This is a genomic window from Streptomyces sp. ADI95-17 (assembly GCF_003846175.1).
Lineage (GTDB): Bacteria > Actinomycetota > Actinomycetes > Streptomycetales > Streptomycetaceae > Streptomyces > Streptomyces sanglieri.
Map to the genome: position 1 here is coordinate 689,574 of NZ_ML123046.1, position 23,150 is coordinate 712,723.

Sequence of the window (23,150 nt, forward strand, 5' to 3'; positions counted from 1 at the left end):
GTTCTCAGTCCCCTCGGAGGGCGGTTTCGAGGACCGCGGCGATCATGGCCGCCGGGCCCGGGGTGAGTACGTCGCTGTGACCGCAGTCCAGTTCGTGCACATCGAGCGCGGCGGTCACGCGCTGCCAGGCCTCGGTCTTCTCGGCCGTGGTCGGCCAGTCGTCGTGCGTCGCGGAGAAGAGCGTCGTCGCGCCGTCGTAAGGGGACGGGTGCCAGTCCCGTACGAGCCGGGTGTGATGCGCCCCGATGTCGACGAGGGTGTGCAGCCGGTCCTCGGACAGGCCGTCGAAGTTGCCCCCGCGGGCCTGGGAGAAGAGCGCGGACCGCTCCAACGGACCGTCCGGCAAGGGAAGTTCCGGTGCGTGGGCGTGGAGCAGGATGCGCAGCATCTCGTCCTCGACGGCGGCGGGGTCCAGCGGGGTGCCCCTGATCCGTTCCGGCATCGGCATGGCGTCCACCACGGCGAGCATCCGGACCTCCTCGCCGGCCCGGCGCAGCCGCACCGCCAGTTCATGGGCGAGCGGTCCGCCGAAGGACCGGCCGAGCAGCAGATACGGTCCCCGCGGCCGGAGTTCGCGGACGCTGCGCAGATACAGGTCCGCCATCTCGTCCATGGTGGCCGGGAGGCCGCCGGCACCGGTCAGCAGTGCCGGGCTCTGCAGGGTGTGCACCGGGCGGTCCGGTGCGAGGTGCGGCAGCAGGCTCACGTACGACCAGCCGAGACCGAGCCCCGGATGCACACAGACGAGCGGGGTGCGGTCGCCGCCGGTCCGCAGGGTGAGCACATGCTCCAGGCTGTTGTGGTGCGGTTCGTCCGGCACGGTCGCGGATCCGGCGCGTCCGCGGGCGGGCCGCAGCGGTATCCGCGCGGCGCGGCCGTTGCCGGACGGCGGCGCGTCCAGCAGGGCGGCGAGACCGGCCGGGGTCGGCGCGTCGAACAGGGCGGAGACCGGGATCCGTACCCCGAGCACCGTCTCGATCTTCGACTTCAGGCGCAGCGCGGTCAGTGAATGGCCGCCCGCCCGGAAGAAGTCGGTGTCGGGCCCCACCGCGGGAACCCCGAGCACCGTCCCGAACAGGGCGCACAGCTCCCGCTCGCGCGGGGTGCGCGGCGCCCGGCCGGCCACCGGTTCCCCGGTGGGCCCGGGGTCGGGGAGGGCAGCCCGGTCGGCCTTCCCGTGGCGGGTGAGCGGCACCTCGTCGATCCGGGCCCACCGGGACGGCACCAGGTGCGCGGGCAGCTGCTCGGCGGCATGTGCCCGCACCCGGGCGAGGGTGCGGTGCCACTGCTCCTCCGGGGCGCCGGAACCCTCGTCCGCGCTCCGCTCCGGCACCAGCCAGGCGGCCAGCAGCTTGCCGCCCGCCGCGTCCCGCCGGGCACCGACCACGGCCCGCGCCACACCGGGGCAGCCGGAGAGCGCGGCCTCGACCTCGGCGGGCTCCACGCGGAAGCCGCGCACCTTGACCTGGTCGTCGGCCCGGCCCGCGAACTCCAGGACACCGTCCGGCGTCCAGCGGGCCAGGTCCCCGGTGCGGTACATGCGGCTGCCGGGCGGCCCGTACGGATCGGCCACGAACCGTTCCGAGGTGGCGGCCGGCCGGCCGAGGTAGCCCTGGGCGAGACCGCTGCCGCCGAGGTAGAGCTCACCGGTGGCACCCGCCGGGACCGGACGCAGCCGGTCGTCCAGGACATGGGCGCGGGTGTTGTCCAGGGGCCGCCCGATGGGAACGGCCCCCGCACGGCGGCCGCTCTGCCCGTCGGCGGTGTGGGCGGTGGCGAACACCGTCGTCTCGGTGGGGCCGTAGCCGTTGACGACCACCGTGTCCGGGCAGTGCTCCCGGATCCGGAGCACGGTGTCGGGTGCCAGGACGTCGCCGCCGGACCACACCTCACGGAGCCCGGACAGCGCGCCGGGCGCGATCTCCGCGACGGTGCGCAGCAGTTCGGGAGTGAGCATGAGCGCGGTGACCCGCCGTTCCCGCACCACTCGCTCCAGCAGGTCCGGGGTGACCGCCTCGGCGGGGGCCACGACCACGGTCCCGCCGTTCAGGAGCGGGATCCACACCTCGTAGGTGGAGGCGTCGAAGGTGTACGGGTTGTGCAGCAGTACCCGGTCGTGGGCACCGCCCGCGAAGCGGCTGTCGGCGGCGAGCTCGGTGATCGCCCGCTGCGGGACGACCACCCCCTTGGGCTCCCCCGTGGAGCCGGAGGTGTAGATCACGCAGGCGGCGGACCCGGGACGGGTCTCGACCCGGTCGAAGGACGCCGGCCCGGACGACTCGGTGACGTCCAGCACCGCGACCCCCGCGGGCAGCCGGGCGGCACCCCGGTCCGTCCCCTCGGTGAGGACCACGGAGGGTCCCGCCGCCGCCATCAGCCGGGCCAGCCGCTCCGCCGGGTGCGCCGGGTCCAGGGGGAGCCAGCAGGCGCCCGCCTTGAGCACCGCGAGCTGGGCCACGATCAGGGACGCCGAACGGGGCAGCAGCAGGGCCACGGTGTGCCCCGGCGCCACACCGGCCCGCACGAGGCGGCCGGCCAGCCGGTCCGAAGCGGCGTCGAGCCCGGCGTAGCTGAGCGTCTCGCCGTCCGTGTCGACGGCCGGCGCGTCCGGGGTGCGGGCCACCTGGGCGGCGAACCGCCCGGCCGGGGTGGCGGGGCCGGCGGACGTGCGGGCCGGGCCGTCCGCCAGGGCCAGCAGCCGACGCCGCTCCGCCGCGGGCAGCGCGTCGACGTCCGCCACCGGCATCCGCGGCGAGTCGGCCAGCTGCTCCAGTACGTGTGCCAGGCGTTCGGTGACGGCCGACGCCGAGATGCCCCGGCGGCAGCTCACCGACAGCAGCAGCCGCTCCTCGGCCACCGCCGCGATGGTGACCGGGTAGTGCGTCGCGTCCGTCACCTTCGCCAGGCGGACCGCGTCGGGACCGTCCTCGTTCCCGGAACCGCGCGGGAAGTTCTCGAAGGCGATGATCGAGTCGAAGAGCTCACCGGCCCCCACGGCGCGCTGCACCTCGGCGGCGCGGGCGTGGTGGTGCTCCAGCAGCCGGGACTGCTCGTCCTGGATCCGGCACAGCAACTCGTCGACCCGCTCGTCGTCCCGCAGCCGGACCCGTACCGGCAGGGTGTTGATGAACAGGCCCACCATCGACTCGACGCCGGGCAGATCGTGCGGGCGCCCCGAGACGACCGCGCCGAAGACCTGATCGCGGGAGCCGGTCAGCCTGGCCAGGACCAGCGCCCAGGAGACCTGGACCAGGGTGTTGAGGGTGACACCCGCCGTCGCGGCCCGCCGCACCAGCCGCTCGGTGAGTCCGGTGGACAGCCACAGCCGCGAACGGTCCGGTGCCGTGTCCGGTCCGGCCGGGGCCAGCAGCGCCGGCCGCTCCAGACCCTCCAGCGACTCGCACCACGCGGCTTCGGCCTTGTTCCGGTCCTGACCGCCCAGCCACACCAGATAGTCCCGGTAGGGCGCGGCGGGCGGCAGCGGCCGGCCCGTCACGAGGGCGGCGAGGTCCCGCTCGACCACCGGCATCGACCAGCCGTCCAGCAGGATGTGGTGGAAGGACACGATCAGTTCGGCACCGGTGTCGTGCCGCAGGAACGTGGCACGGACCAGGGGCGGGCGGGCCATGTCGAAGCAAAGCGCCGCGTCCTCGCGCAGCACCTCCTCGGTCCGCGCGTCCGCTTCGTCCGGGGTGAGCCCCGTCAGGTCCACATCCGTCCACGGCACCCTGACCGCCTTCGGCACGACCTGGACCGGTCGGTCCAGGCGCTCGTGCCGGAAGCAGGCGCGCAGATTCGGATGCCGGTCCAGGAGCGCGGCGACCGAGGCCCGTACCGTCTCCCCGCCGATCCCGGGGCCGATCACGAACCGGGCCTGCACCAGATAGGGGTCCGGGCCCCCGGTCTGCCGGGCGGCGTGGAACAGCAGGCCCTCCTGGAGCGGGGAGAGCGGCAGTACGTCCGCGATGCGCGCGTTCATCGCTGGTCCTCCTCGTCGTCGGTGGTGTCGAGGTCACCGAAGTCCATGTCCTGCGCGAGCAGTTCGAGCTGGTCCCCGGTCAGGTCGACGAGCGGGAAGTCGGACGGGGCGTGGACGGCCGCGCCGTCCGGCCCGCAGTGGTCCGCGAGGACGCGCAGCGCCTCGGACCACGCCCCGGCCAGGGCACGCATCCCGTCCTCGGTGAACACCCCGGACGGACAGGAGAAGCTCGCCTCCAGCACGGGCTCGCCGTTCTCCTCCCGGGCCAGCACATCGACCTCCAGGGTGTGCGCCAGTGGCACGGCGTCCGGGCCCGGTTCGAGCAGCCGCCCGCCCGCCGCGTCGGCCGCGGCGAACCGGCCCAGATAGTTGAAGCGGACATCGGGCGCGGGGAGCGCGGCGAGCGCCGGGCCGGTCTCCGGGTGGAGGTAGCGCAGCAGACCCCAGCCGAGCCCGCCGGAGGGCACCGCGAGCAGCTGCTCCTTGACACACTTCAGGGCCTCGCCGGGCCGGCCGCCGGGCACCACCGAGGCCGCACCCAGGTCCAGGCGGACCGGGTACTGCGTGGTGAACCAGCCGACGGTTCCGGACACGTCGACCGGGGCGGATATCGCCTCGCGGCCATGGCCCTCCAGATGGACGACCAGCGAGGATCCGCTGCCCCGCCGCTGGACGGCCGCCGCGGTCAGAGCGGTCAGCATCACCGCGTCGGGGCGGCAGTTGAAGGCGCCGGGCAGAGTGAGGAGCACACTGCGGGTGAGGTCGGGGTCCAGATCGAAGGTGAGGGTCTCCCGCCGGCCGCCCGCCGCCGGCACATCGGCGAGGCGAGCCTTTTCGTCCACCAACTGCCGTTCCCACCAGGGGAGTTCGTCGATCCGTAGCACGGCCTCCCGGGAGAGCAGCCGGGACCACCGGGTGAACGAGGCCGTTCTCGCGGGCGCGGCGTCGTCCGCGGAGCGGCCGTCCAGCGCCGCGGCGAGCTCCTGTCCGAGCACCCGCCAGGAGAACCCGTCCACGGCCAGATGGTGCACGGTGAGCAGCAGCGCACCGGGCCGGCCGGAGCCGGGGTCGAGCCACATCGCCCGCACCATCTCGCCGTCCTCGGGGCGCAGGGTGACGGTGCGCGCCAGCTCCGTCGCCCTGGAGTGCAGATCGGCGTCCGCCGGAACGGCCACCCGGACGGCCCGCGCAGCCGGGGGCGCGCTCTCCTCGGGAACCCGGAGCTCCCAACCGGTGTCGTCCTCGCACACCAGGCGCATCCGCAGCGCGGCGTGCCGCGCGGTCAGTACGGAGACGGCCTCCTCGATCGCGGCGAGTCCGGTGCCGGGCGCGAGGGGGAACAGCATGGACTGGGTGAACGTGGCGGTGTCCCGGACCTGTTCGCGCCACCAGTGCATCACCGGGGTGAGGGGCAGCCGCCCGGTCCCGGTGTCCTCCTCCTCCGGGGCGTCGCCCTCGGGCGTACGGGCCAGCACGGCCAGCCGGGCCGGGGTGCGTACGGTGAACACGTCGTGCGGCGAGAAGACCAGACCGGCCGTACGGGCCCGCGCGGCCAGCTGGATCGCCATGATGCTGTCGCCGCCGAGGCGGAAGAAGTCGTCGTCCGCACCGGCCTGTCCGACGTCCAGGAGCTCCGCGAAGAGTCCGCACAGGACCTCCTCGCGCGCCGACCCGGGAAGCCGGACGGTGTCCGCGGTCCGGGCGGCGGGCGCGGGCAGCGCGGCCCGGTCGAGCTTGCCGTGCGACGACAACGGCAGCGCGTCCAGCGCCACCACCGCGGCCGGGACCATGGCCGCGGGCAGCCGCCCGGAGGCGTGCAGCAGCAGCGCGTCCTCGTCGACCGACGCTCCCGGCGCGGGCACCACGTACGCCACCAGCTGTGCGGAGTCGGCCCGGTCGTGCCGTACGACGGCCACCGCCCGTTCCACGCAGGGGTGTTCGGTGAGCGCGGCGGCGATCTCACCGGGCTCGATGCGCAGCCCGCGCAGCTTCACCTGCTCGTCGCCGCGCCCCAGGTAGTACGTGTTCCCGCGGTCGTCGCGGTGGGCGAGGTCGCCGGTGCGGTACATGCGGCTGCCGGGCGGACCGTAGGGATCGGCGACGAACCGCTCGGCGGTGAGCGCTGCCCGGCCCAGGTAGCCGTGGGCGAGCGCTTCGCCCGCCAGGTACAGCTCGCCGCCCGCCCCGGCGGGGACCGGCCGGAGCCGTTCGTCGAGGAGGTAGGCGGTGGTGCCCGCCACCGGTGTGCCGATCGGCGGCGCCGTTCCGTCGGCGTCCAGCGGTCCGGAGACGGTGGAGACGACGGTCGATTCGGTGGGCCCGTAGGCGTTGTGGAAGCGCCGGCCGGCGACGGCCCAGCGGGCCACCAGCTCCGGCGGGCAGGCCTCCGCGCCGACGACGAGGGCACGCAGCTCCGGGTGCGGTCCGGCCGGCACGGTCGCCAGCACCGACGGCGGGACGAACGCGCAGGAGATCCGCCGCTCGGTCAGTACCGCCCCGAGGTCCTCGCCCACGAGCGGACCGCGCTCCGGCAGCACCAGCGTTCCGCCGGAGCCGAAGGCCAGGCACAGTTCACCGACCGAGATGTCGAAGGAGGGCGGCCCGAGCTGGAGCACCCGGCTGTCCGCGTCCAGTGCGAGGCCGTCCACCAGGCTCCGGGTGAGCGCCGCCACGCCGGCGTGGCTGACCACCACGCCCTTGGGGGCGCCGGTGGAGCCGGAGGTGTGGATGACATGTGCGGCGTCATGGGGTTCCGGTCCGCCCGGCGGCAGCGGCTCCCCGGCCCAGGCGTCCTCGTCGAGAACCAGGGTCGGCAGACCGGTGTCCAGGGGCGCGGCGCCGGGTTCGGTGACCAGGAGCACCGGCGCGGCCTCGGCGAGGACCCGGCGGATGCGCTCGGCCGGGTGGGCGGGGTCGACCGGCAGATAGGCGGCGCCGGCCCGCTGCACGGCCAGCGCGGCCACCGGCCAGTCGCTGCCACGGGCGAGCGCGAGGGCCACGATCCGCCCGGGACCGGCACCGAGGCTCACCAGCTGACCGGCCAACCGGGCCACCCGGTCGTCCAGTTGGGCATAGCTCAGGGTGTGCCCGGGAGACTCGACGGCCGGCGCGTCCGGCGTGCGGGCCGCCTGCCGGGTCACCAGTTCGGGCAGCGGCACGGGGGCGGGGGCGGCGGGCCCGGCGGAACCGGCGAGCAGCTCGCCGCGCATGGCCGGCGGCACCACGTCGATGTCACCGACGAGCGCGTCCGGGTCGGCCGTGATCCGCTTCAGCAGCTCGACGTAACACTGCGTCCAGCGGGCCACCGTCTCGGGGCCGAAGACATCGGTACGCAGTCCGAAGCTGCCCTCCATGCCGTCACCGCTGTCCTTCACCACACCGACCAGGTCGTGCTCGCCGCCCGTGTGGATCCGCTCGGGCTCCGCGAACTCCTTCATCACCGAGACGCTCGGCTGCTGCGTCAGGTGCATGAACACCCACTGGTACAGCGGGGCCCGGCCCGCGCTGCGCTCGGGCGCGGCGGCCGACACGATCCGGCCCACGGGCACGTCCGCGTTGGCCATCAGATCCGGGAAGTCGACCGCGAACCCGGCGAGCAGCTCGGCGAACGACCGGTCCGGAGCCACCTTCCAGCGGGTCGGCACGGCGTTCATGACGTACCCGATGACCTGGTCGAGGCCCTTGGCCGCGCGGTTGGCGATGGGGGTGCCGATCACCAGGTCGTCGGCGCCGCTGACCCGGTGCGCCAGGACGGCGAACGCCGCCATGAGGACGACGTACACCGAGGCGCCGCGCTCCCGGGCCAGGGCACGCACGGCGGCGGTGGTCGGCGCGTCGATGCGGAAGGGCACCTGCGCGATGCCCTCGCGCCCGGCGACACCGCCGTTGCTGCCCGGCACCGTCAGCGGACCGGGCGGGTCGGCGAGATAGCGCCGCCAGAAGTCGAGCCGGCTCGCGAAGACCCCGGACTCCGCCAACTCGCTCTGCCAGGACGAGAAATCGGCGTACTGCACGGCCGGCCGGGTCAGCGGCGGCTCCAGACCGTCGCGCAGCGCGCCGTAGGCCCGCGCGAACTCGTTCTGCAGCACATCGAAGGACCACCAGTCGCTGATGGTGTGGTGCAGACTCAGCATCAGCGTGGAACGCCGTTCGTCGACCCGGACGAACCGGGCCCGGATCAGCTTGTCCCGGCCGAGGTCGAAGGGGCGGCTGCGGAAGGTCTCGAAGGCCGCGTCGATCGTCCGGCCGGTGCCCCGCAGATCCTCGCGCTCCAGATCGAAGTCCCCGTCGTCCGGGAACTCGACATGCAGCTCGCCCGACGGGTCCGTCACGATCCGGGTCCGCAGGATGTCGTGGTGACGCTGGATCAGCGTCAGTGCCTCCTCCAGGTGCGCCGGGTCTACGGGCCGCTCGAAGTGGTAGGCGGCGCACAGGTTGAGCGCAGGGGTGCCGGGATACAGCGAGTCGTACACCCACAGGTCGTGCTGCGCGGGGCTGAGCGGCACCCGGCGGGCCGGGTCGCGCGGCGGTATGACGGCGGGTATCTCGCGGGCCCGGCCCGCCTCCAGGAGGCGGCGCAGCAGGCGGATCCGCTGTTCCCGGCCCAGTGCGACGAACCGGTCGGCCATGGAGGGGGATGCCGCGACCGGGACGGTGCGCGCAACGGTGGGGGCGCTCATCACAGGTTCTCTTTCAGTTCGGCCAACCGGTGCAGCCCGGCCAGTACGTCGTCCCGTCCGATGCCGAAGTCGATGAAGCAGGCGACCTCGTCGACGCCCAGCTCCGCCAGATCGGCGAGCATCTTGGCGCAGTGGCCGGGGGAGCCGAGCAGGCTGCCCCAGCTCAGATAGCGCTCGAACGCGAAGTCGGCGAGCATCGCGGTCTGTTCCTCGGTGAGGCCCGCGGTCGTGGCGTCCGCGGAACGGTTCGCCGCGGTCTGGCGTACGTACGAGGCGAGATAGGTCTTCAGCGGGGCGCCCGCCATCCGGCGGACCTCCGCGTCGTCGCTGCCGACGTAGGTGTGGGCCATCAGCGTGACCCGGCCGTGCGCGTCGGTGCCCCGCTGGTCGGGGGCCTCGGCGCAGGCGGTTCGGTAGCGGGCGATCTTCTCGGCCAGCTCGTCCCGGCTCTGCCCGACGGTCGCGCCGAGCACACCGGCGCGCAGCCGGCCGGCCGCCTCCCATGTCTCCGGGTTGCCGGACGTGGTGACCCACAGCGGCAGGGTGTCCTGCACGGGCCGGGGCTGGGGAGTGACGGAGACCGGGTCGCCCGTGCCGTCGGGGTACTCGGCGGGCTCGCCCGCCCACAGCGACCGCAGCCGGGGGATCGTCTCCAGAGCGGTTCGCCGACGGTCCGCGTACTGCTCGGGGGCCAGCGTGAAGTCCTTGGAGTGCCAGCCGGTGGCGACGGAGAGGCCGACCCGCCCGTGCGAGAGGTTGTCCACGACGGCCCAGTCCTCCGCCACCCGCAGCGGGTGGTGCAGCGGCAGGACGACACTGCCCGCGCGGATCCCGATCCGCTCGGTGGCGACGGCGAGTGCCGCGCTGAGCACCGGCGGGCTCGGGAAGACCTGTCCCACCTGCTGGAAGTGGCGCTCGGGGGTCCAGACGGCGTGGAACCCCAGCCGGTCGGCGGTCCGGGCCACGGCGAGGATGTCCTCGTACGTCTCGGTGTGCCGGGCCTCGCCGGCGGTGGTGCTGTCCGCACCGAAGAACATCACACTGAGGTCCACTGCCACTCCTCCTGCTTTCTGCCGGTCTGGGTCTGGGGTTCCTGGCGGCGCGGCACCCGGGGGCGGCGCGTGATGGGGGAAGCGCCGGCGGGGGCGGGCAGTTCGACCGCCCGTTCCAGTTCGGCGGCGAAGGCGGCGACCGTGGGCGCGGCGAACAGCTGCGCCACCGTCGCCTGCCGTCCGGCGCCGAGCCGGGCCACGGCGCGCACCGCGCGCAGCGAGTTGCCGCCGAGGGCGAAGAAGTCGTCGTCCGGGCCGGCGCTCGGCACCCCGAGGACCTCGCACCACACGGCGGCGATCTCGCGTTCCAGCGCGGTCATCGGGCGTTCGACGGCGGCTTGCCGCCGGACCGGTGGAGCGATCCGGTCGCTCCGGCCGGCCAGTCGCGGCGGTGCGGCGATGCCCAGCCGCGACAGGGGCGTGCCCGGGGCGGCCGCGGACTCCTCCAGGGCCTGCGGGAGGGCGTCCGCGAGCCACTGGACGAACTCCGCCTCCAGCGCCTGCCCGCGGTACTCGAAGGTCAGTGTCAGCCCGTCCGGTGCGCCCTCGGCCGAGGTGGAGTCCGTGACGTCCACCAGGAGTTCGAACCGGGCGGCGCCGGTGCGTACCACCTCCACCCCGCCCTCGGCACCGGGCAGTGCGACCTCGGCCCGTGCGTTGTTCTGGAGCGCCAGCACCACATCGGTGAACGGCTGACGGCCGGGGGAGCGCGGCGGGTTGAGCGCGCCGACCACGTCCTCGAACGGCACGTCCTGGTGGCTGAACGCGGCGAGGTCCGTCTCCCGCACCCGGGCGAGCACTTCGGCGCAGGTGGGGTCGCCGGACAGATCGGTGCGCAGCACCAGCATGTTGACGAAGAACCCGACGACGTCCTCGACGCTGCCGTCCCCGGCGCGTCCGGCCACCGGCGCGCCGATCGCCAGGTCCTCGCCCGCCCCCGCCCGTACCAGCACGGTGGCCAGCGCGGCGTGCAGGGCCATGAAGAGGGTGGCGCCCCGGGTACGGGCCGATTCGACCACCCGGGCGTGCGCCGCCGCGTCGAGCCGGCGCACCACGACCTGCGCGGCCGGACCGGGTACGGCGGGGCGCCCGGCGCGGCGGGGCAGCAGCGGACCGTCGGCCGCCAGCCCGTCCAGCTCCTTGCGCCAGTACGTGAGCTGACGGGCGGCGAGGGCATGCGGATCGGACGGTGAGCCGAGCCGGTCGAGCTGGTGACGGGCGTGCTCCGCGTACTGGACGGTGAGCGGCGGCAGCCCGGCCGTGTCCGCGCCGTCGACCCGTGCCCGGTAGGCGCGGGACAGATCGCGGAAGAGCGGCCGCAGCGACCACCCGTCTCCGGCGATGTGGTGGACCAGCACCAGCAGCGCGTGCTCGTCCGGCCGTTGCCGGGAGGTGAACAGGGTTGCGCGTACGGGGAGTTCGGTACGCAGATCGAAGCGGTGGCGGGCCTCCCGCTCGATCTCCCGGTCCATCGAGTCCCCGGCGGTCCGCAGCTGCCGGAATGGAGGCCGTGCGGCCGCCCCGCTCAGTACCCGGCGTACGGGGGAGCCGTCGCCCTCCTCGAAGACGGTGCGGAGCACTTCGTGACGTTCGGCGACCCGGGCCAGCGCCTCGTCCAGCGCGGCCACGTCGACCGCGCCCCGCAGCCGGACCAGCATCGGCAGGTTGTACGCGGCGCCGGCCCCGATCCGGTCCAGGAACCACAGCCGGTGCTGCGCGTGCGACACCGGGAGCGTCCCGGAGGAGTCACCGGGCGCGGCGGCCGGTGCGGGGCGCGCCGGGGGAGCGGTGTCGACGAACGGGGCGAGCAGCGCCGCGGTGGGCGCCTCGAAGAGCCCGCGGATGTCGATCTCGGCGCCGAGCACGGCACGGATCCGGCCCAGCAGCCGGGCGGCGAGCAGGGAGTGGCCGCCGAGGGCGAAGAAGTCGTCGTCGGGGCCGACCCGGTCCGTGTGCAGCACCTGGGCGAACAGCTCGCACAGGGTGGCCACGGTGCCGCTCACCGCCGCCCGGCCGGCGAGGGCCGTCGCGGGTCCGGGCTCCGGAAGGGCGGCCCGGTCCAGCTTTCCGCCGGCGGTCAGCGGCAGCTCGTCCAGCGCCACGAAGGCCGACGGCACCAGGTAGTCGGCCAGCACCTCGCGGGCGTAGGCACGCAACTCCGCCTCCCGGAAGCCTTGTCGGACACCGCCGCTCGGGACGACGTACGCGGTGAGCCGGCGGTCGCCCTCCGGATGCTCACGGGCGACGACCGCGGCCCGGTCGATGCCGGGGTGCCGGGTCAGCACGCTCTCGACCTCGCCCGGCTCCACCCGGAAGCCCCGGATCTTCACCTGGCTGTCGGCCCGGCCCAGATATTCCAGGACACCGTCGGCGCGGCGCCGCCCGAGGTCACCGGTGCGGTAGACGCGCTCACCGGACGGGGAGGCGACGAAGCGTTCGGCGGTCAGCGCGGGCCGTCCGCAGTAGTCGCGGGCGAGGCCCGCCCCGGCGGCGTAGATCTCGCCGCTCTGCCCGTCCGGCACCGGACGGAGCTCCTCGTCGAGGACGTACAGCCGCTTGCCCGCCAGCGGACGGCCGATCGGCACCGGGCCCGAGCCGAGCCCGGCGGCGCTCACCGGGTGGACGGTCAGGAAGACCATGCACTCGACGGGGCCGTAACCGTTGCTCAGCCGCAGCTCCGGCCGGCGCTCCAGGGCGCGGGCCGCGTGCGGTGCCGACATGGCCTCGCCGCCCACCACGAGTTCCCGCAGTCCGTCCATCACCTGCGGGTACTCGTCGACGACGACGTTGAAGAGGGACGCCGAGAGGTACATGGAGGTGATGGAGTGCTCGGCGACCAGCCGGGCCATCAGGAAGGGTTCGGGGCGCTGTCCGGGGTGCAGGACGCAGGTCCCGCCGTTCATGAGCGGCCCCCACAGCTCCAGGGCGAACGCGTCCCAGGACAGCGGCGCGCACTGGAGCCAGACCGCGCCGGGGCCGAAGGACGCGAAGTTCTGCCCGGTGAGGGTGGCGGTGATCGCGTGGTGCGATGCGGCGATGCCCTTCGGCCGCCCGGTCGATCCGGAGGTGAACATCACGCAGGCGATGTCGTCGGGCCGGACCGGGACGGCGCCGCGCGGCAGCGGCCGCGCCCCGGCGGCGTCCTCGATGTGCACCCGGACCAGGTCGAGGGCCCCGGGCGCGGAGTCGCGGGCCGTGACGACCACGGTGGTTCCGGCGTCCTCGGCCATCGCGCGCAGCCGTTCGGCGGGGAAGGCGGGGTCAAGCATCACGTAGCCCGCCCCGGCCTTGAGGATGCCGAGGATCGTCACGACGAGAGCGGTGGAGCGCTCCAGGTACACGCCGACCGTGTCGCCGGGCCGGATGCCCCGCGCGGCCAGCAGACCCGCCAGCCGGCCGGCCCGGTCGTCGAGTGCCGCGTAGTCGGTCCGTTCGCCGCCGTCGATCAGGGCCGTCGCGCCGGGCGTCCGCGCCGCCTGCTCCTCGAAGAGCTCATGCACGCACCTCATCGCGGTCACCTCCCCGGCTTTCGCTCTGCTCGGCCGGCTCCTGCGGTGCGTCGAGGTCGGGCAGCAGGGTGTCGATCTCCCTGATCGAGCGGCTGGCCAGGCCCCAGAGGGCGACCGCGGTGCCGCCGATGCCGGCGAGGAGCAGCATGGCCGCCATGCCGCTGCCCGGACCGTCGCCGACGAGGGGGCCGAGCACGGTGAAGAGCCCGGAACCCCCGGCGGCCATCGGTTCGAAGACGTGGTCGGCGAGCGGCCCGGAGACCGCCATCGCCAGGGGCACGGAGATCTGCGACAGGAACATCACCGCGCCGAAGACCCGGCCCTGCCATTCGTGCGGGACCTTGGTCTGCACGATCGTCTGCATCGAGGCGTTGACCGTGGTCATGAGCAGGGCGCCGATCAGGATCGCCAGGCACCAGCCGGTCACATTGCCCACCAGGCCCATCACCACCAGGGCGGACAGGCACATGCCGACCACGCCGAGCATCATGCCCCGGCCCCGGTTCGCGGGACCGCCCCAGGCCGCCATGAGCAGGGCACCGGCGACTCCGCCGATGCCGACGGAGGTGTTGACCGCGGCGAGCGCGCCGTTACCGGCCCGGAGCAGCACCATCGGCGAGATGAGGGCGAAGCCGAAGACCATCACGAGGTTGACGACACAGAAGTTGACGATCAGCTCGCGCAGGCCGGGGATCCGGAACAGGTAGCGCAGCCCTTCGACGGCATCCGCGGTGATCCGCTTGCGCGGTGCGTCGGGGTTCTTCGTCACCCGGTCGCCGTTGAAGCGCACGATCTGGATGCCGATGAGGGCGAACGCGTAGCTGGCCACGTCGACCAGGAGCGTCGGCCCGATCCCGAAGAGCGCGACGAGCAGACCGCCCAGTGCGGGACCGCCGATCCCGGCGGCACTCTTCGCACCGGCCAACAGCCCGTTGGTGCGGTCCAGCTGGTCCTTGCGGACCAGCAGGGGAACGGCCGAGGACAGGGCCGGGAACTGGAAGGCGGCACAGATGCCGAGCAGGACGGTGGCCGGATAGACCTGCCAGGCCTGGAAGGCGCCGACGTAGTGGAGCAGGGCCAGCGCACCCACGACGAGGAGTCCGCCGGCGTCGGCTATCCGGAGCGCGGTGCGCTTGGGTATACGGTCGACGATTGCGCCCGCAATGGGACTGAACACGGCCTGCGGCAGCATGGCGCAGAGCGAGAGGACGGTGACGGCGGTCGCCTTCCCGCCGGCCGACCAGACCTCGACGATGAAGGCGAACCGGACCGCCGCGCTTCCCGCCAGGGACACCGCCTGTCCGGACCAGACGAGGAGGAAGGGCCCCATTCCCGAGAACCGGCCGGGAATGTCCGTTGATATCCGGGCGCCCATCAGGACCCGGATCCCTTGTGCACCGACATCCGGCACAAGGTGCCGGAGCCGTCGAACGGTGTGGTTGCCACGCCTCAATCCCCCAGGATGTCGCGTCCTCTGCGGATCACCACGGATCCCTGTCTGAATCGAACGGCGTCATCATGCGGCGACCGATTACCGCTGCGTTCCCTTCGCGAACGCGGGAACGGGAAGGAAGCGGGAACGGTTCGGGAGGGAACCGGGAGCAGAGAAGGCAAGGGTCGTCACGTAGTTGTCTGCAGAAGGAGTACTCCGTGAAGGACCCCAGGGATCGTTCGCCCGACGGGACGGAACTGCGCCAGGCCCTCCAGGACCTGTCCACCGTGGAACGGTGGGCCGAGCGTGTGGCGTCCGGTGTCCAGTCCCATCCGTACACCGCGCCGGAGTCCTGGCAGGGACCCCAGCTCAGCGTCGAGACCAGAACCGAGAACGGCATGCACACGGTGGCCGGGATCGTGACGTGGCCGCCCGGCGACGGTGCCGGTCCGGCGGTCCTGGACGAGTCGGAGCGGGCGGTGCTCCGTTCCCTCGTGAGATCGCTGCTCGACCTGGCCGGCCACGAGTCGGGTACGGCCCGTACGCGCGTGGTCCTCACCCCGCTCGGCCCCCGCGTCGCCGGCTGTCAGCTGCACGCGGAGTAGGCGGTCGCCGGTCCGTTCCCGCGGCAGTTCCCGGAGGCGGTATCGGGGCAGGAACGGACCGGGAACGCCGATCAGCAACATCAGTGGTGTCGGGAAGCGGAACACCGCAGAACCTCACAAACACCACTTAGGGGCGGGACATGGGACGCAAGCTTGCTGGGCTCTTCGGGATCATCGCGGCGACGCTGGCCTTCGGCATCGGCACGGCGGTCGAGGCGGGGCAGTCGCACGACGCCCGGAGCATTCAGCAGGTTCTCGCCGACGACAAGGGTCCGACGGTGATCGGCACCACGGGCACCGACGACGACAAGGGCCCGACCTTCGCCGGCACCCACCTGGTCGCCGACGACAAGGGTCCGACCGTCATCGCCCGGACGATCACGGACGACAAGGGCCCGACCGTGATCGGTACCACGGGCACCGAAGACGACAAGGGCCCGACGGTCATCGGTACCACCGGTACCGACGACGACAAGGGCCCGACCGTGATCGGTACCACCGGTACCGACGACGACAAGGGCCCCACGTCCCCCGTCGTCTGACTCCCCCCGCCTCGACACCTGAGCCCCGCACCGGACCACGGTGCGGGGCTCGTCGCCGTCCGTCCCGGGACACGGGGCCGGGAACAGGGCCGGCGGCGGGGCGGTCGTCAGCTGCGGCGGTGATCGGGCGGCACGCCCATCCCGTCGAAGAGCTCCTCGGCCTCCGCCCGGTACCGGGCCGCCTCGGGTGTGTCGCCCAGGGCGTCGGCCATGCCCGCCAGGGCGTAGGCCTGCTCGATGCGGTAGCTGAGGGTGGAGGCGAGCTTGTGGGCATGGGTGTGCAGCGAGAGCGCCGCCGCCACATCGCCCTGCCGGCGGCGCAGCCGGCCCACGATGTTCTCCACCTTGGCCCGGCGCAGCGGCGAGGGGTTGGTCCGCATCATGTCGAGGGCGAGCTCCGCCTGGTCCGGGTCGCGCGGCGCCAGGCCCAGCCGGTGCTCCACATCGGCGGACAGCGCCAGGGTCAGGGCGAGGTTCACCTCGTTGCCGGCGTCCCCGTACAGCGTGCGGGCCTCCGCCAGACAGCGGTCGGCCTCCTCGTACGCGCCCAGGCCGACATGGGCGAAGGCCAGGTCGGTGATGGCGCCGGGAAGTCCTTCGTGCTGCCCCAGCTGCCGGCTCAGTTCGGCCGAGCGCCGGGCCGCGTCCCGCGCCTCCTCGTACCGCCCCCACTGCTCGTACAGAGTGCTGAGCATCGTCAGGCTCTCGGCCTCCGCGCGCGGCATGTCCAGGTTGCGTTCGTGCGCGATCGCCGTCTCCATGTGGCCCAGGGCCGCGGAGAAGTCGCCGAGCAGGCTGTTGAACTGGCCGAGGATGCTCTCGCTGTGGGCCTGGGTGTGCAGATCACCGAGCCGGACCGCGACGTCCCGGCTCTCCCGGGCGGCTTCGAGCCCCTCGGTGAGACGGCCGAGCTTCCAGCAGGCGACACCCAGGTTGGACAGGCTCACCCCCAGCAGCGCCAGGTCCTGGAGCCGGCCGGCGGCGGCGACCGCGACCCGGCTCAGCTCACCGAACTCCTCCAGGAGCCCGAGGTCGTTGAGCTGGAAGACGAGATTGCGGGCCAGGCACACCACATAACGGTCGTGCCCCCGGCGCTCGGCGAGCGTGACCGCCGCGAGGAGTGAACTCTGCTCGCGCAGGAACCACTTCCGCGCAGTCTCGGGGGTGCCGAGGTCGGGCAGTTCGGCCTTGGAGGGTTCGATGCCGGTGTTGCGCCGGCGCCGCCCGGAGTAGAGGAGGTCGCACGCCACCTCGGTGGCGGTCAGGTAGTAGCCCAGCAGCCGCTCCACCGCCACGGAGTCCTCGGGGGACTCGACGAGCAGGCTGTGCGCGAAGCTGCGGACCAGGTCGTGGAAGGTGTAGAGGCCGATCTCCGGCTGCTGCACGAGGTGCACGTCGAGCAGCATCTCCAGCAGGTCCTCCGCGTCCCGGGCGCCCGAGCCGAGCAGCGCACCGGCGGCATGGATGTCCATGTCGCTGCCCGGGTGCAGGGCCAGCGTCGAGAACGCGTTGCGGCACTCCTCGTCCAGGGACTGGTAGGACAGGCGCAGGGTGGCGGAGACGCTGCGCGCGCCCGAGCTGAGCTCGTCGAGCCTTCGGGTCTCGTCGCGCAGCCGCTCCGCCAGGTACTGGAGGGTCCAGCGCGGGCGATTGCGCAGCCGGGCGGTGGCGATCCGCAGCGCGAGAGGAAGATGGCCGCAGAGCCGGGCGATCTCCGCGGCCGCCTCGGGCTCGGCGGCGACCCGCTGGGCTCCGAGAGTCTCGGCCACCAGCATCGCGCTGTCCTCGGGCGGCATCACCCCGATGGAGATCCACCGGGCGCCGTCCAGATCGACCAGCCGGGCCCGGCTGGTGACCATGACGAGGCTGCCGGGGGAGACCGGCAGCAGCGGGCGGATGGCGGCGGCGTCGGCCGCGTTGTCGAAGAGGAGCAGCAGCCGCTTGCCGACCAGGGTGGAGCGCCACAGCGCGGTGCGGGCGGGCACGTCGTCGGGGATGAGGTTGCCGGGGACGCCCACGGCCCGCAGCAGGCTGTCGAGCGCGATGCCCGCGGTCACCGGCTGGTCGCCCGGCGTGTATCCGCGCAGATCTATGTGGAGTTGACCGTCCGGGTACTCCGGCGCGAGCCGGTGCGCGGCCCGCACCGCGAGCGAGGTCTTGCCGCAGCCGCCCATGCCGTCGATGGCCACGATCTGCGGGCCCTGCTCGCCGCCGGCCTCGGCGCCACGAAGGATCTCGGCCAGTTCCCGGTCCCGGCCGGTGAAGTCCGCCAGGTCGTACGGGAGGGTGCTCGGGGGCTCCGCGGGCAGCGCCACGGCCACCACCGGGGCGGCGGCCGGCTCGGGGCCGGCCAGTTCGGGGCTCTCCCGCAGGATCCCCTCGTACAGCTTGGTGAGGTTGGGGCCGGGGTCGATGCCGAGTTCCTCGGCGAGGAGTTCGCGTACTTTGCCGTACTCGTCCAGGGCCTCGGCCTGCCGCCCGGACCGGTACAGGGCGATCATCAACTGGCCGCGCAGGGACTCGCGCAGGGGATGCTGCTGGACCAGTTCCCGCAGTTCGACGACGAGTTCGGCGGACTCGCCGAGTGCGAGGTGGAGTTCGAAGAGCTGCTCCGCCGCGGTCAGCCGGCGCTCCTCGATGGAGGTCGACGCCGCCTCGATGACCGGGCCGCCGCTGCCCGACAGAACAGGCCCCCGCCAGAGGGCGAGGGCGCTGCGCAATATCTCCGCGGCTTCGGCCGTACGGCCGTCGGAAGCCGTGGTCTTCGCTTTGCGTATCAGTAGGCCAAATTCGGCCACATCGATTTCACATTGTTCATGAGCGACGCGATAGCCGGGCCCGTCGGTGAGCAGGACCTCGGCGCCGCCGGGTATCCGTCTTCGGAGATCCGCAACTGCCTTACGCACTTGGTGCGGTGCCGTCGTGGGCGGTTCCTCGTCCCATGCCGCCTCGACCAGCCGGGAAACCGGAAGCACTTTTCCGGGCTCCAGGAGCAGTGTGGCCAGAACTCGCTCCTGTATGACTCCGCCCAGCCGGAGCCGCGTCCCGTTGGACCAACCCTCAATCGGGCCAAGAATGTTGAAGCGCAGCCGAAACTCTTCCGTAGTTGACACGCATCCTCCCCCTCAGCTCTGCGCATCCGCAGCGCTTCCCCAGCGCGAGGCGATCGTAGCCCCTGCCGTGAGGAACTCGCGGTACCGCACCGGGAAGAGTTCGGGAATGGCTCGATGAAGGCTGTTCATCGACGGCAGGCCTTCGCTGCCACGGAGAGTACGGAGCGCACGGAGCGTGAGCGGACCGGAAAGGTCGGGCGCGGTGCCGTGTGTTCCGGACACTCCTGGGCGGCCGGGTAACCGGCCATTGCGTTTTCTGAGCATGTGGAGACCGAGGAGACAATGATGAATTCCCAGCCCGCACCCGGGCTCGACGTTCTGCTGCAGAATGCGCGCCGGCGGGCGGGACTCACCCAGGAACAGCTCGCCGGCCTTTCCACCGTGAGCGTCCGGGCCATTCGCGACCTCGAACTCGGACGGGTCCAGCACCCGCGCAGGGAAACTCTGAAGCTCCTCGCCAATGCCATGCGGCTGAGCGACGCGCGCCGCGTCGAGCTCGAACTCGCCGTCGATGCAAAGGCGGTGGGGCGTGTCTTCCAGGACATCTACGGGGTGGGCCTGGCCACACCACCCCCTCCGCTGCGTCCGCTGATCGGACGGCGCCCCGAACTGGAGGCGCTGACCGCCCGGCTGCGCACGGACCACGAACGCCTGCTGACTCTCGTCGGGCTGCCGGGAGTGGGAAAGACACGACTCGCCCAGGAGGCCGCCTCGGCGATCCACGCCCGGGACCGGGTTCCGGTGCTGTGGGTATCCCTGGACGAAACGGCGGAGACCACCGGAGCAACGCCCAACACCCCTCAGTCGACCGTGACCGGGTGGGTGCGCGCACTGGTCCGCGACGGCGAGGAATTCGAGGAACTGGCCGCGCTCATAGGGTCCAAGCCCACCTTGATCGTCCTGGACGGTCACGATGCGTCACCATCTGTCACTCCTCGGCTGCTGAGTCTGCTGCGGGCCTGCGAGCGCCTGAAAATACTCACCACCACCGACCGGCCGGTCCAGCTGCCCGGTGGACGGCTGCTGCCGCTGGCCCCGCTGCCGGTGCCGACCGCGGCCGATCTCGCCGCCGAGGCGGTGGGCGGCTCCCTCGTCGCGGACCGGCACGCCGTCGAGCTGACGCTCTCCCACGTCAGCTACATGCGGCCCGACTTCCTCCCCACCGACTCCGTCGTCACCACCGTCGCCCACATCTGCCGGGCCCTGGACGGCATGCCGCAGGCGCTGGAGGCCGCGGCCTCCTGGCTGCTGCTCTACTCCCCGCAGCAGCTCCTGGACATCGCCCGCACCACACCGCTGGTCCTGCTCGACGGGGTCACGCCCGCCGATCCCGCCGCCGGCCCCACCCTGGGCGAGCGGCTCACCACCGCCGTGACCGGCCTCGACCCGAAGGCCGCCGCGCTGCTGCGCACACTGGCGACGCTGGAGGATCCCTGGACGGTGGACGGTGCCGCGCGCGCCTGCGGCACCTCGCTGGCCGAGGCCGCCCGCGATGTGCACGCCCTGCTGGTCCGCGGCCTGATCCGCCGGCTCCCCACGACGGCGGGGGATCCGGTCGGCTTCACCGTGCTCAACCTGGTCCGCGCGGTGCTCGACGCGGACCGGGAGACGGCGCCCGCCGCTCTCGCCGCCGCCCTGAGCGAGTGAGCACCGCCCCCTCACGTACCCCCGTTCCCGCCCTCCTGAAAGGCACCTCACCCATGCGCAACCTGATCTCCCTCGCCGACCTCACGCCCGCCGAGCTGGACCACATCGTCCGGCGCGCCGTCTTGTTCGGCCGGGACGGCATCGTGCCGAAGCCGCTGGCCGGACGGCAGGTCGGTCTGTACTTCCGCAAGTCCTCGACCCGGACCCGGACGTCCTTCTGGAGCGCGGCGACCCGGCTGGGCGCCGACGTGATCACCTTCGGCCCGAACGAGCTGCAGCTCAGCACCGGCGAGACGGTCGAGGACACCGCCCGGGTCCTCGGCCAGTACCTGGACGCCCTGGTCGTCCGTACCAACGGGGACGTGGAGGAGATCCGCCGGCTCGGCAGCAGCTCGAACCTGGCCGTCGTCAACGCGCTGAGCCTGGACGAGCACCCGACCCAGGCCATCGCCGATCTCGCCACGCTGGCCGAGGAGTTCGGCTCGCTCGACGGACTGCACCTGCTCGCCGTCGGCGAGGGCAACAGCTCGGGCGCGGCCCTGGCACTCGCCGCCGCCCTCACTCCCGGCCTGCGCCTCACCCTGCTCTGCCCGCGGGGTTACGAGGTGCCCAAGGAGACGCTGGACCTGGCGGCCGAACTCAGCGAAGGCAAGGCGCTGGTGAGCCAGGTCGTGTCCGCCGACGAGGTCGAGGGCCCGGTGGACGCGGTGTACACCAGCCGGTGGCAGACCATGGGCGTGACGAAGGAGAACCCGGACTGGCTCAAGGACTTCGACGGCCTCCAGATCAACCGCGCGTTCCTGGACCGCTTCGCCGGCCCGCGCACCGTCTTCCTGCACGACCTGCCCGCGGTCCGGGGCGAGGAGGTCACGGACGAGGTGCTCGACGGTGCGTCCAGCCGGGCCTGGAGGCAGGCCCACCACAAGATGACCGCCGCCGCGGCGGTACTGGAGTGGTGCGTGCGCGGCATCCAGAGCTGACCGCCCGGCCCGCCCGGCTCCCGGCAGACATGGGTTCACGACCCCGTGACTGCCGGGAGTTCCTTTTGCGCACCGCCGACCGTCCACCGTCCACCGTCCACCGCCGACCGCCGACCGCCGACCGCCGACCGCCGACCGCCGACCGTCCACCGCCCAGTCCCAGTCGTCGGCCGATTGTGCGGAAGGGCGGGTGCGGGCGCATCTCGCGCCCCGCACCCGCCCTTCCGGAACGGGAGAACTCGTGGGTTCAGCCACCCATGGCCGCGACCACGGAACGCGGCCGCATGTCGGTCCAGTTGGCCTCGATGAATTCGCCGCATTCCTGCTTGCTGCCCTCGTCCTTCACCAGTTCCCAGCCCGCCGGCTGCTGGATCCGGGCCGGCCACAGCGAATACTGCCCCTCTTCGTTGGCCAGCACCACATAGCGGCCCTGGGAGTCCTCGAACGGGTTGGTTGCCATGATTTCCACCTCGGTTGGACGAAGTTATTCGTGAAGTCGTCGGGTGTGCCTGAGTTTTTCGGCTGCATCAAAGACTAGGAGCCGCGGACCGGCCCGCCGGGCAGAAGCCCAGGCAGATCGGCGGCACCACGGACCGGACCGCGGTCAGGTGAGCACCCGGGCCGTGCGGTGCGCGTACGTGAGGGCGACCCCGGTCGCCACCGTGGCCGCGCGCACCGCGCCGAGCGCCTCGCGCACCAGCTCCGAGCGTTCCACCGGCATCACCTCACCTCCCTGCTGACCTGCGCGGACAATGTTCACCGCGGCTTCGAGCACGGCGACCTGGGCCTCGCCCAGCGCCTCCCGCCGGTCGACCCGTTCCCGTACCTCCGCCAGCACGTCCGCGAGCACGTCCTCCGCACGGACGCTGTGGCCGGTCTCTGCCATGTCATGACTCCTCGGTCGTTCGCCGGCGGTGTGCAACGGGCCGGGCGCTGAATTCTGCGGGTGCAGTGCGGCCAGTCTCACGTCCGCCCGACCGCCCGGCACCGGGCAGTCGGCCAACTGCTGCTCTGCTGCCGCCCAGTTGCCGCCGGTCACGCCGGAAACGCCGCCGCGGCGAATCTACGGTTGTGGCCGAAAGGAAGTTCCGGGTAAACCCCGGGCCTCTTTCTCCCCTTGTCATCCAATGATGTGGACGAAGCGAACAATGAAGCCTGCGGAATGGGCGGCTCGTCATCGATCCGGGCCGCTGGATGTTGTTGTCACCGGACTGCAATCCGATGCGCACACCTGGAATCTCATCTACATCCAACTGCTGCTCGAAGACCTCGGGCACAAGGTCGTCAATCTGGGTTCCTGCGTGCCCGAGGACGAGATCGTCGAGTCCTGCTGCAAGTTCCAGCCCGACCTGCTGGTCGTCAGCAGTGTCAACGGGCACGGCTTCCACGACGCCCAGCCACTGATCGGGGCGATCCGCTCGCGCTGGGAGCTGACCGGCCTGCCCGCCGTCATCGGCGGCAAGCTCGGCGTGTCCGGGACCGGGGAGGAAGAGGCCGACGTCCTGATGAGGGCCGGGTTCGACGCGGTCTTCCAGGACGGCGTCGACATCGCCGCCTTCGAGTCCTACGTCGACTCGCTGCCCAAGGAGGTGGAACGGTGACCGCGCCGGTC

Annotated in this window: 13 protein-coding genes; 5 read left to right on the forward strand and 8 right to left on the reverse strand. The window is 72.8% G+C overall.

The window, feature by feature from the left end; translation table 11 throughout:
* Positions 1-4 precede the first annotated feature (4 nt).
* Genes EES42_RS16885 through EES42_RS16905 form a run of 5 tightly spaced genes read right to left on the reverse strand, consistent with a single transcriptional unit; the run spans position 5 to position 14,549 of the window.
* Positions 5-3,979 carry a non-ribosomal peptide synthetase gene (locus EES42_RS16885; protein WP_124719031.1) on the reverse strand — a complete coding sequence of 1,325 codons (3,975 nt, stop codon included), beginning with the start codon at positions 3,977-3,979 and terminating at the stop codon, positions 5-7.
* A complete protein-coding gene (locus EES42_RS16890) occupies positions 3,976-8,658 on the reverse strand; it encodes a non-ribosomal peptide synthetase (RefSeq protein WP_124719032.1) in 4,683 nt (1,560 codons plus the stop codon). Before EES42_RS16890 ends, EES42_RS16885 begins: the two co-directional genes overlap by 4 nt.
* The gene (locus EES42_RS16895) at positions 8,658-9,710 is read right to left on the reverse strand and encodes a MupA/Atu3671 family FMN-dependent luciferase-like monooxygenase (protein WP_124719033.1); all 1,053 of its coding nucleotides are present in this window, start codon (positions 9,708-9,710) and stop codon (positions 8,658-8,660) included. Before EES42_RS16895 ends, EES42_RS16890 begins: the two co-directional genes overlap by 1 nt.
* Positions 9,695-13,219, reverse strand: a complete 3,525-nt coding sequence (locus EES42_RS16900; protein ID WP_124719034.1) for a non-ribosomal peptide synthetase — start codon at positions 13,217-13,219, stop codon at positions 9,695-9,697. Before EES42_RS16900 ends, EES42_RS16895 begins: the two co-directional genes overlap by 16 nt.
* A complete protein-coding gene (locus EES42_RS16905) occupies positions 13,203-14,549 on the reverse strand; it encodes an MFS transporter (RefSeq protein ID WP_164495251.1) in 1,347 nt (448 codons plus the stop codon). The genes EES42_RS16900 and EES42_RS16905 overlap by 17 nt, the downstream gene beginning before the upstream one ends.
* A 320-nt stretch (positions 14,550-14,869) precedes the next feature.
* On the opposite strand from EES42_RS16905, the gene EES42_RS16910 reads away from it, so the two are divergent.
* Both EES42_RS16910 and EES42_RS16915 read left to right on the forward strand, forming a co-directional pair.
* On the forward strand, positions 14,870-15,256 hold the full coding sequence (locus EES42_RS16910) for a hypothetical protein (protein ID WP_124719036.1): 387 nt from the start codon (positions 14,870-14,872) through the stop codon (positions 15,254-15,256).
* Positions 15,257-15,396: 140 nt separating this feature from the next.
* Positions 15,397-15,798 carry a hypothetical protein gene (locus EES42_RS16915; RefSeq protein ID WP_124719037.1) on the forward strand — a complete coding sequence of 134 codons (402 nt, stop codon included), beginning with the start codon at positions 15,397-15,399 and terminating at the stop codon, positions 15,796-15,798.
* A gap of 107 nt (positions 15,799-15,905) precedes the next feature.
* On the opposite strand, the gene EES42_RS16920 is transcribed toward EES42_RS16915, so the two are convergent.
* Positions 15,906-18,596, reverse strand: a complete 2,691-nt coding sequence (locus EES42_RS16920) for a BTAD domain-containing putative transcriptional regulator (protein ID WP_323187715.1) — start codon at positions 18,594-18,596, stop codon at positions 15,906-15,908.
* 597 nt (positions 18,597-19,193) lie between these two features.
* Between EES42_RS16920 and EES42_RS16925 the strand changes: the two genes are divergently transcribed.
* Both EES42_RS16925 and EES42_RS16930 read left to right on the forward strand, forming a co-directional pair.
* Positions 19,194-20,558, forward strand: coding sequence for an AAA family ATPase (locus EES42_RS16925; protein ID WP_124719039.1), 1,365 nt, complete (start codon positions 19,194-19,196; stop codon positions 20,556-20,558).
* A 53-nt stretch (positions 20,559-20,611) separates the two neighbouring features.
* The gene (locus EES42_RS16930; protein ID WP_124719040.1) at positions 20,612-21,538 is read left to right on the forward strand and encodes an ornithine carbamoyltransferase; all 927 of its coding nucleotides are present in this window, start codon (positions 20,612-20,614) and stop codon (positions 21,536-21,538) included.
* Positions 21,539-21,785: 247 nt separating this feature from the next.
* On the opposite strand, the gene EES42_RS16940 is transcribed toward EES42_RS16930, so the two are convergent.
* Both EES42_RS16940 and EES42_RS16945 read right to left on the reverse strand, forming a co-directional pair.
* Positions 21,786-21,998, reverse strand: a complete 213-nt coding sequence (locus tag EES42_RS16940) for an MbtH family protein (RefSeq protein ID WP_093549323.1) — start codon at positions 21,996-21,998, stop codon at positions 21,786-21,788.
* 144 nt (positions 21,999-22,142) lie between these two features.
* Positions 22,143-22,424, reverse strand: a complete 282-nt coding sequence (locus EES42_RS16945) for a hypothetical protein (protein WP_124719042.1) — start codon at positions 22,422-22,424, stop codon at positions 22,143-22,145.
* A gap of 262 nt (positions 22,425-22,686) precedes the next feature.
* On the opposite strand from EES42_RS16945, the gene EES42_RS16950 reads away from it, so the two are divergent.
* A complete protein-coding gene (locus EES42_RS16950; RefSeq protein WP_124719043.1) occupies positions 22,687-23,139 on the forward strand; it encodes a cobalamin B12-binding domain-containing protein in 453 nt (150 codons plus the stop codon).
* The last annotated feature ends 11 nt before the right edge of the window (positions 23,140-23,150 follow it).

Coding starts and splice junctions, on each gene's coding strand:
- EES42_RS16900 (WP_124719034.1), bottom strand. CDS start 13,219: ATGAGGTGCGTGCATGAGCTCTTCGAGGAGCAGGCGGCGCGGACGCCC.
- EES42_RS16940 (WP_093549323.1), bottom strand. CDS start 21,998: ATGGCAACCAACCCGTTCGAGGACTCCCAGGGCCGCTATGTGGTGCTG.
- EES42_RS16890 (WP_124719032.1), bottom strand. CDS start 8,658: ATGAGCGCCCCCACCGTTGCGCGCACCGTCCCGGTCGCGGCATCCCCC.
- EES42_RS16885 (WP_124719031.1), bottom strand. CDS start 3,979: ATGAACGCGCGCATCGCGGACGTACTGCCGCTCTCCCCGCTCCAGGAG.
- EES42_RS16945 (WP_124719042.1), bottom strand. CDS start 22,424: ATGGCAGAGACCGGCCACAGCGTCCGTGCGGAGGACGTGCTCGCGGAC.
- EES42_RS16950 (WP_124719043.1), top strand. CDS start 22,687: ATGAAGCCTGCGGAATGGGCGGCTCGTCATCGATCCGGGCCGCTGGAT.
- EES42_RS16905 (WP_164495251.1), bottom strand. CDS start 14,549: ATGGGGCCCTTCCTCCTCGTCTGGTCCGGACAGGCGGTGTCCCTGGCG.
- EES42_RS16915 (WP_124719037.1), top strand. CDS start 15,397: ATGGGACGCAAGCTTGCTGGGCTCTTCGGGATCATCGCGGCGACGCTG.
- EES42_RS16925 (WP_124719039.1), top strand. CDS start 19,194: ATGATGAATTCCCAGCCCGCACCCGGGCTCGACGTTCTGCTGCAGAAT.
- EES42_RS16930 (WP_124719040.1), top strand. CDS start 20,612: ATGCGCAACCTGATCTCCCTCGCCGACCTCACGCCCGCCGAGCTGGAC.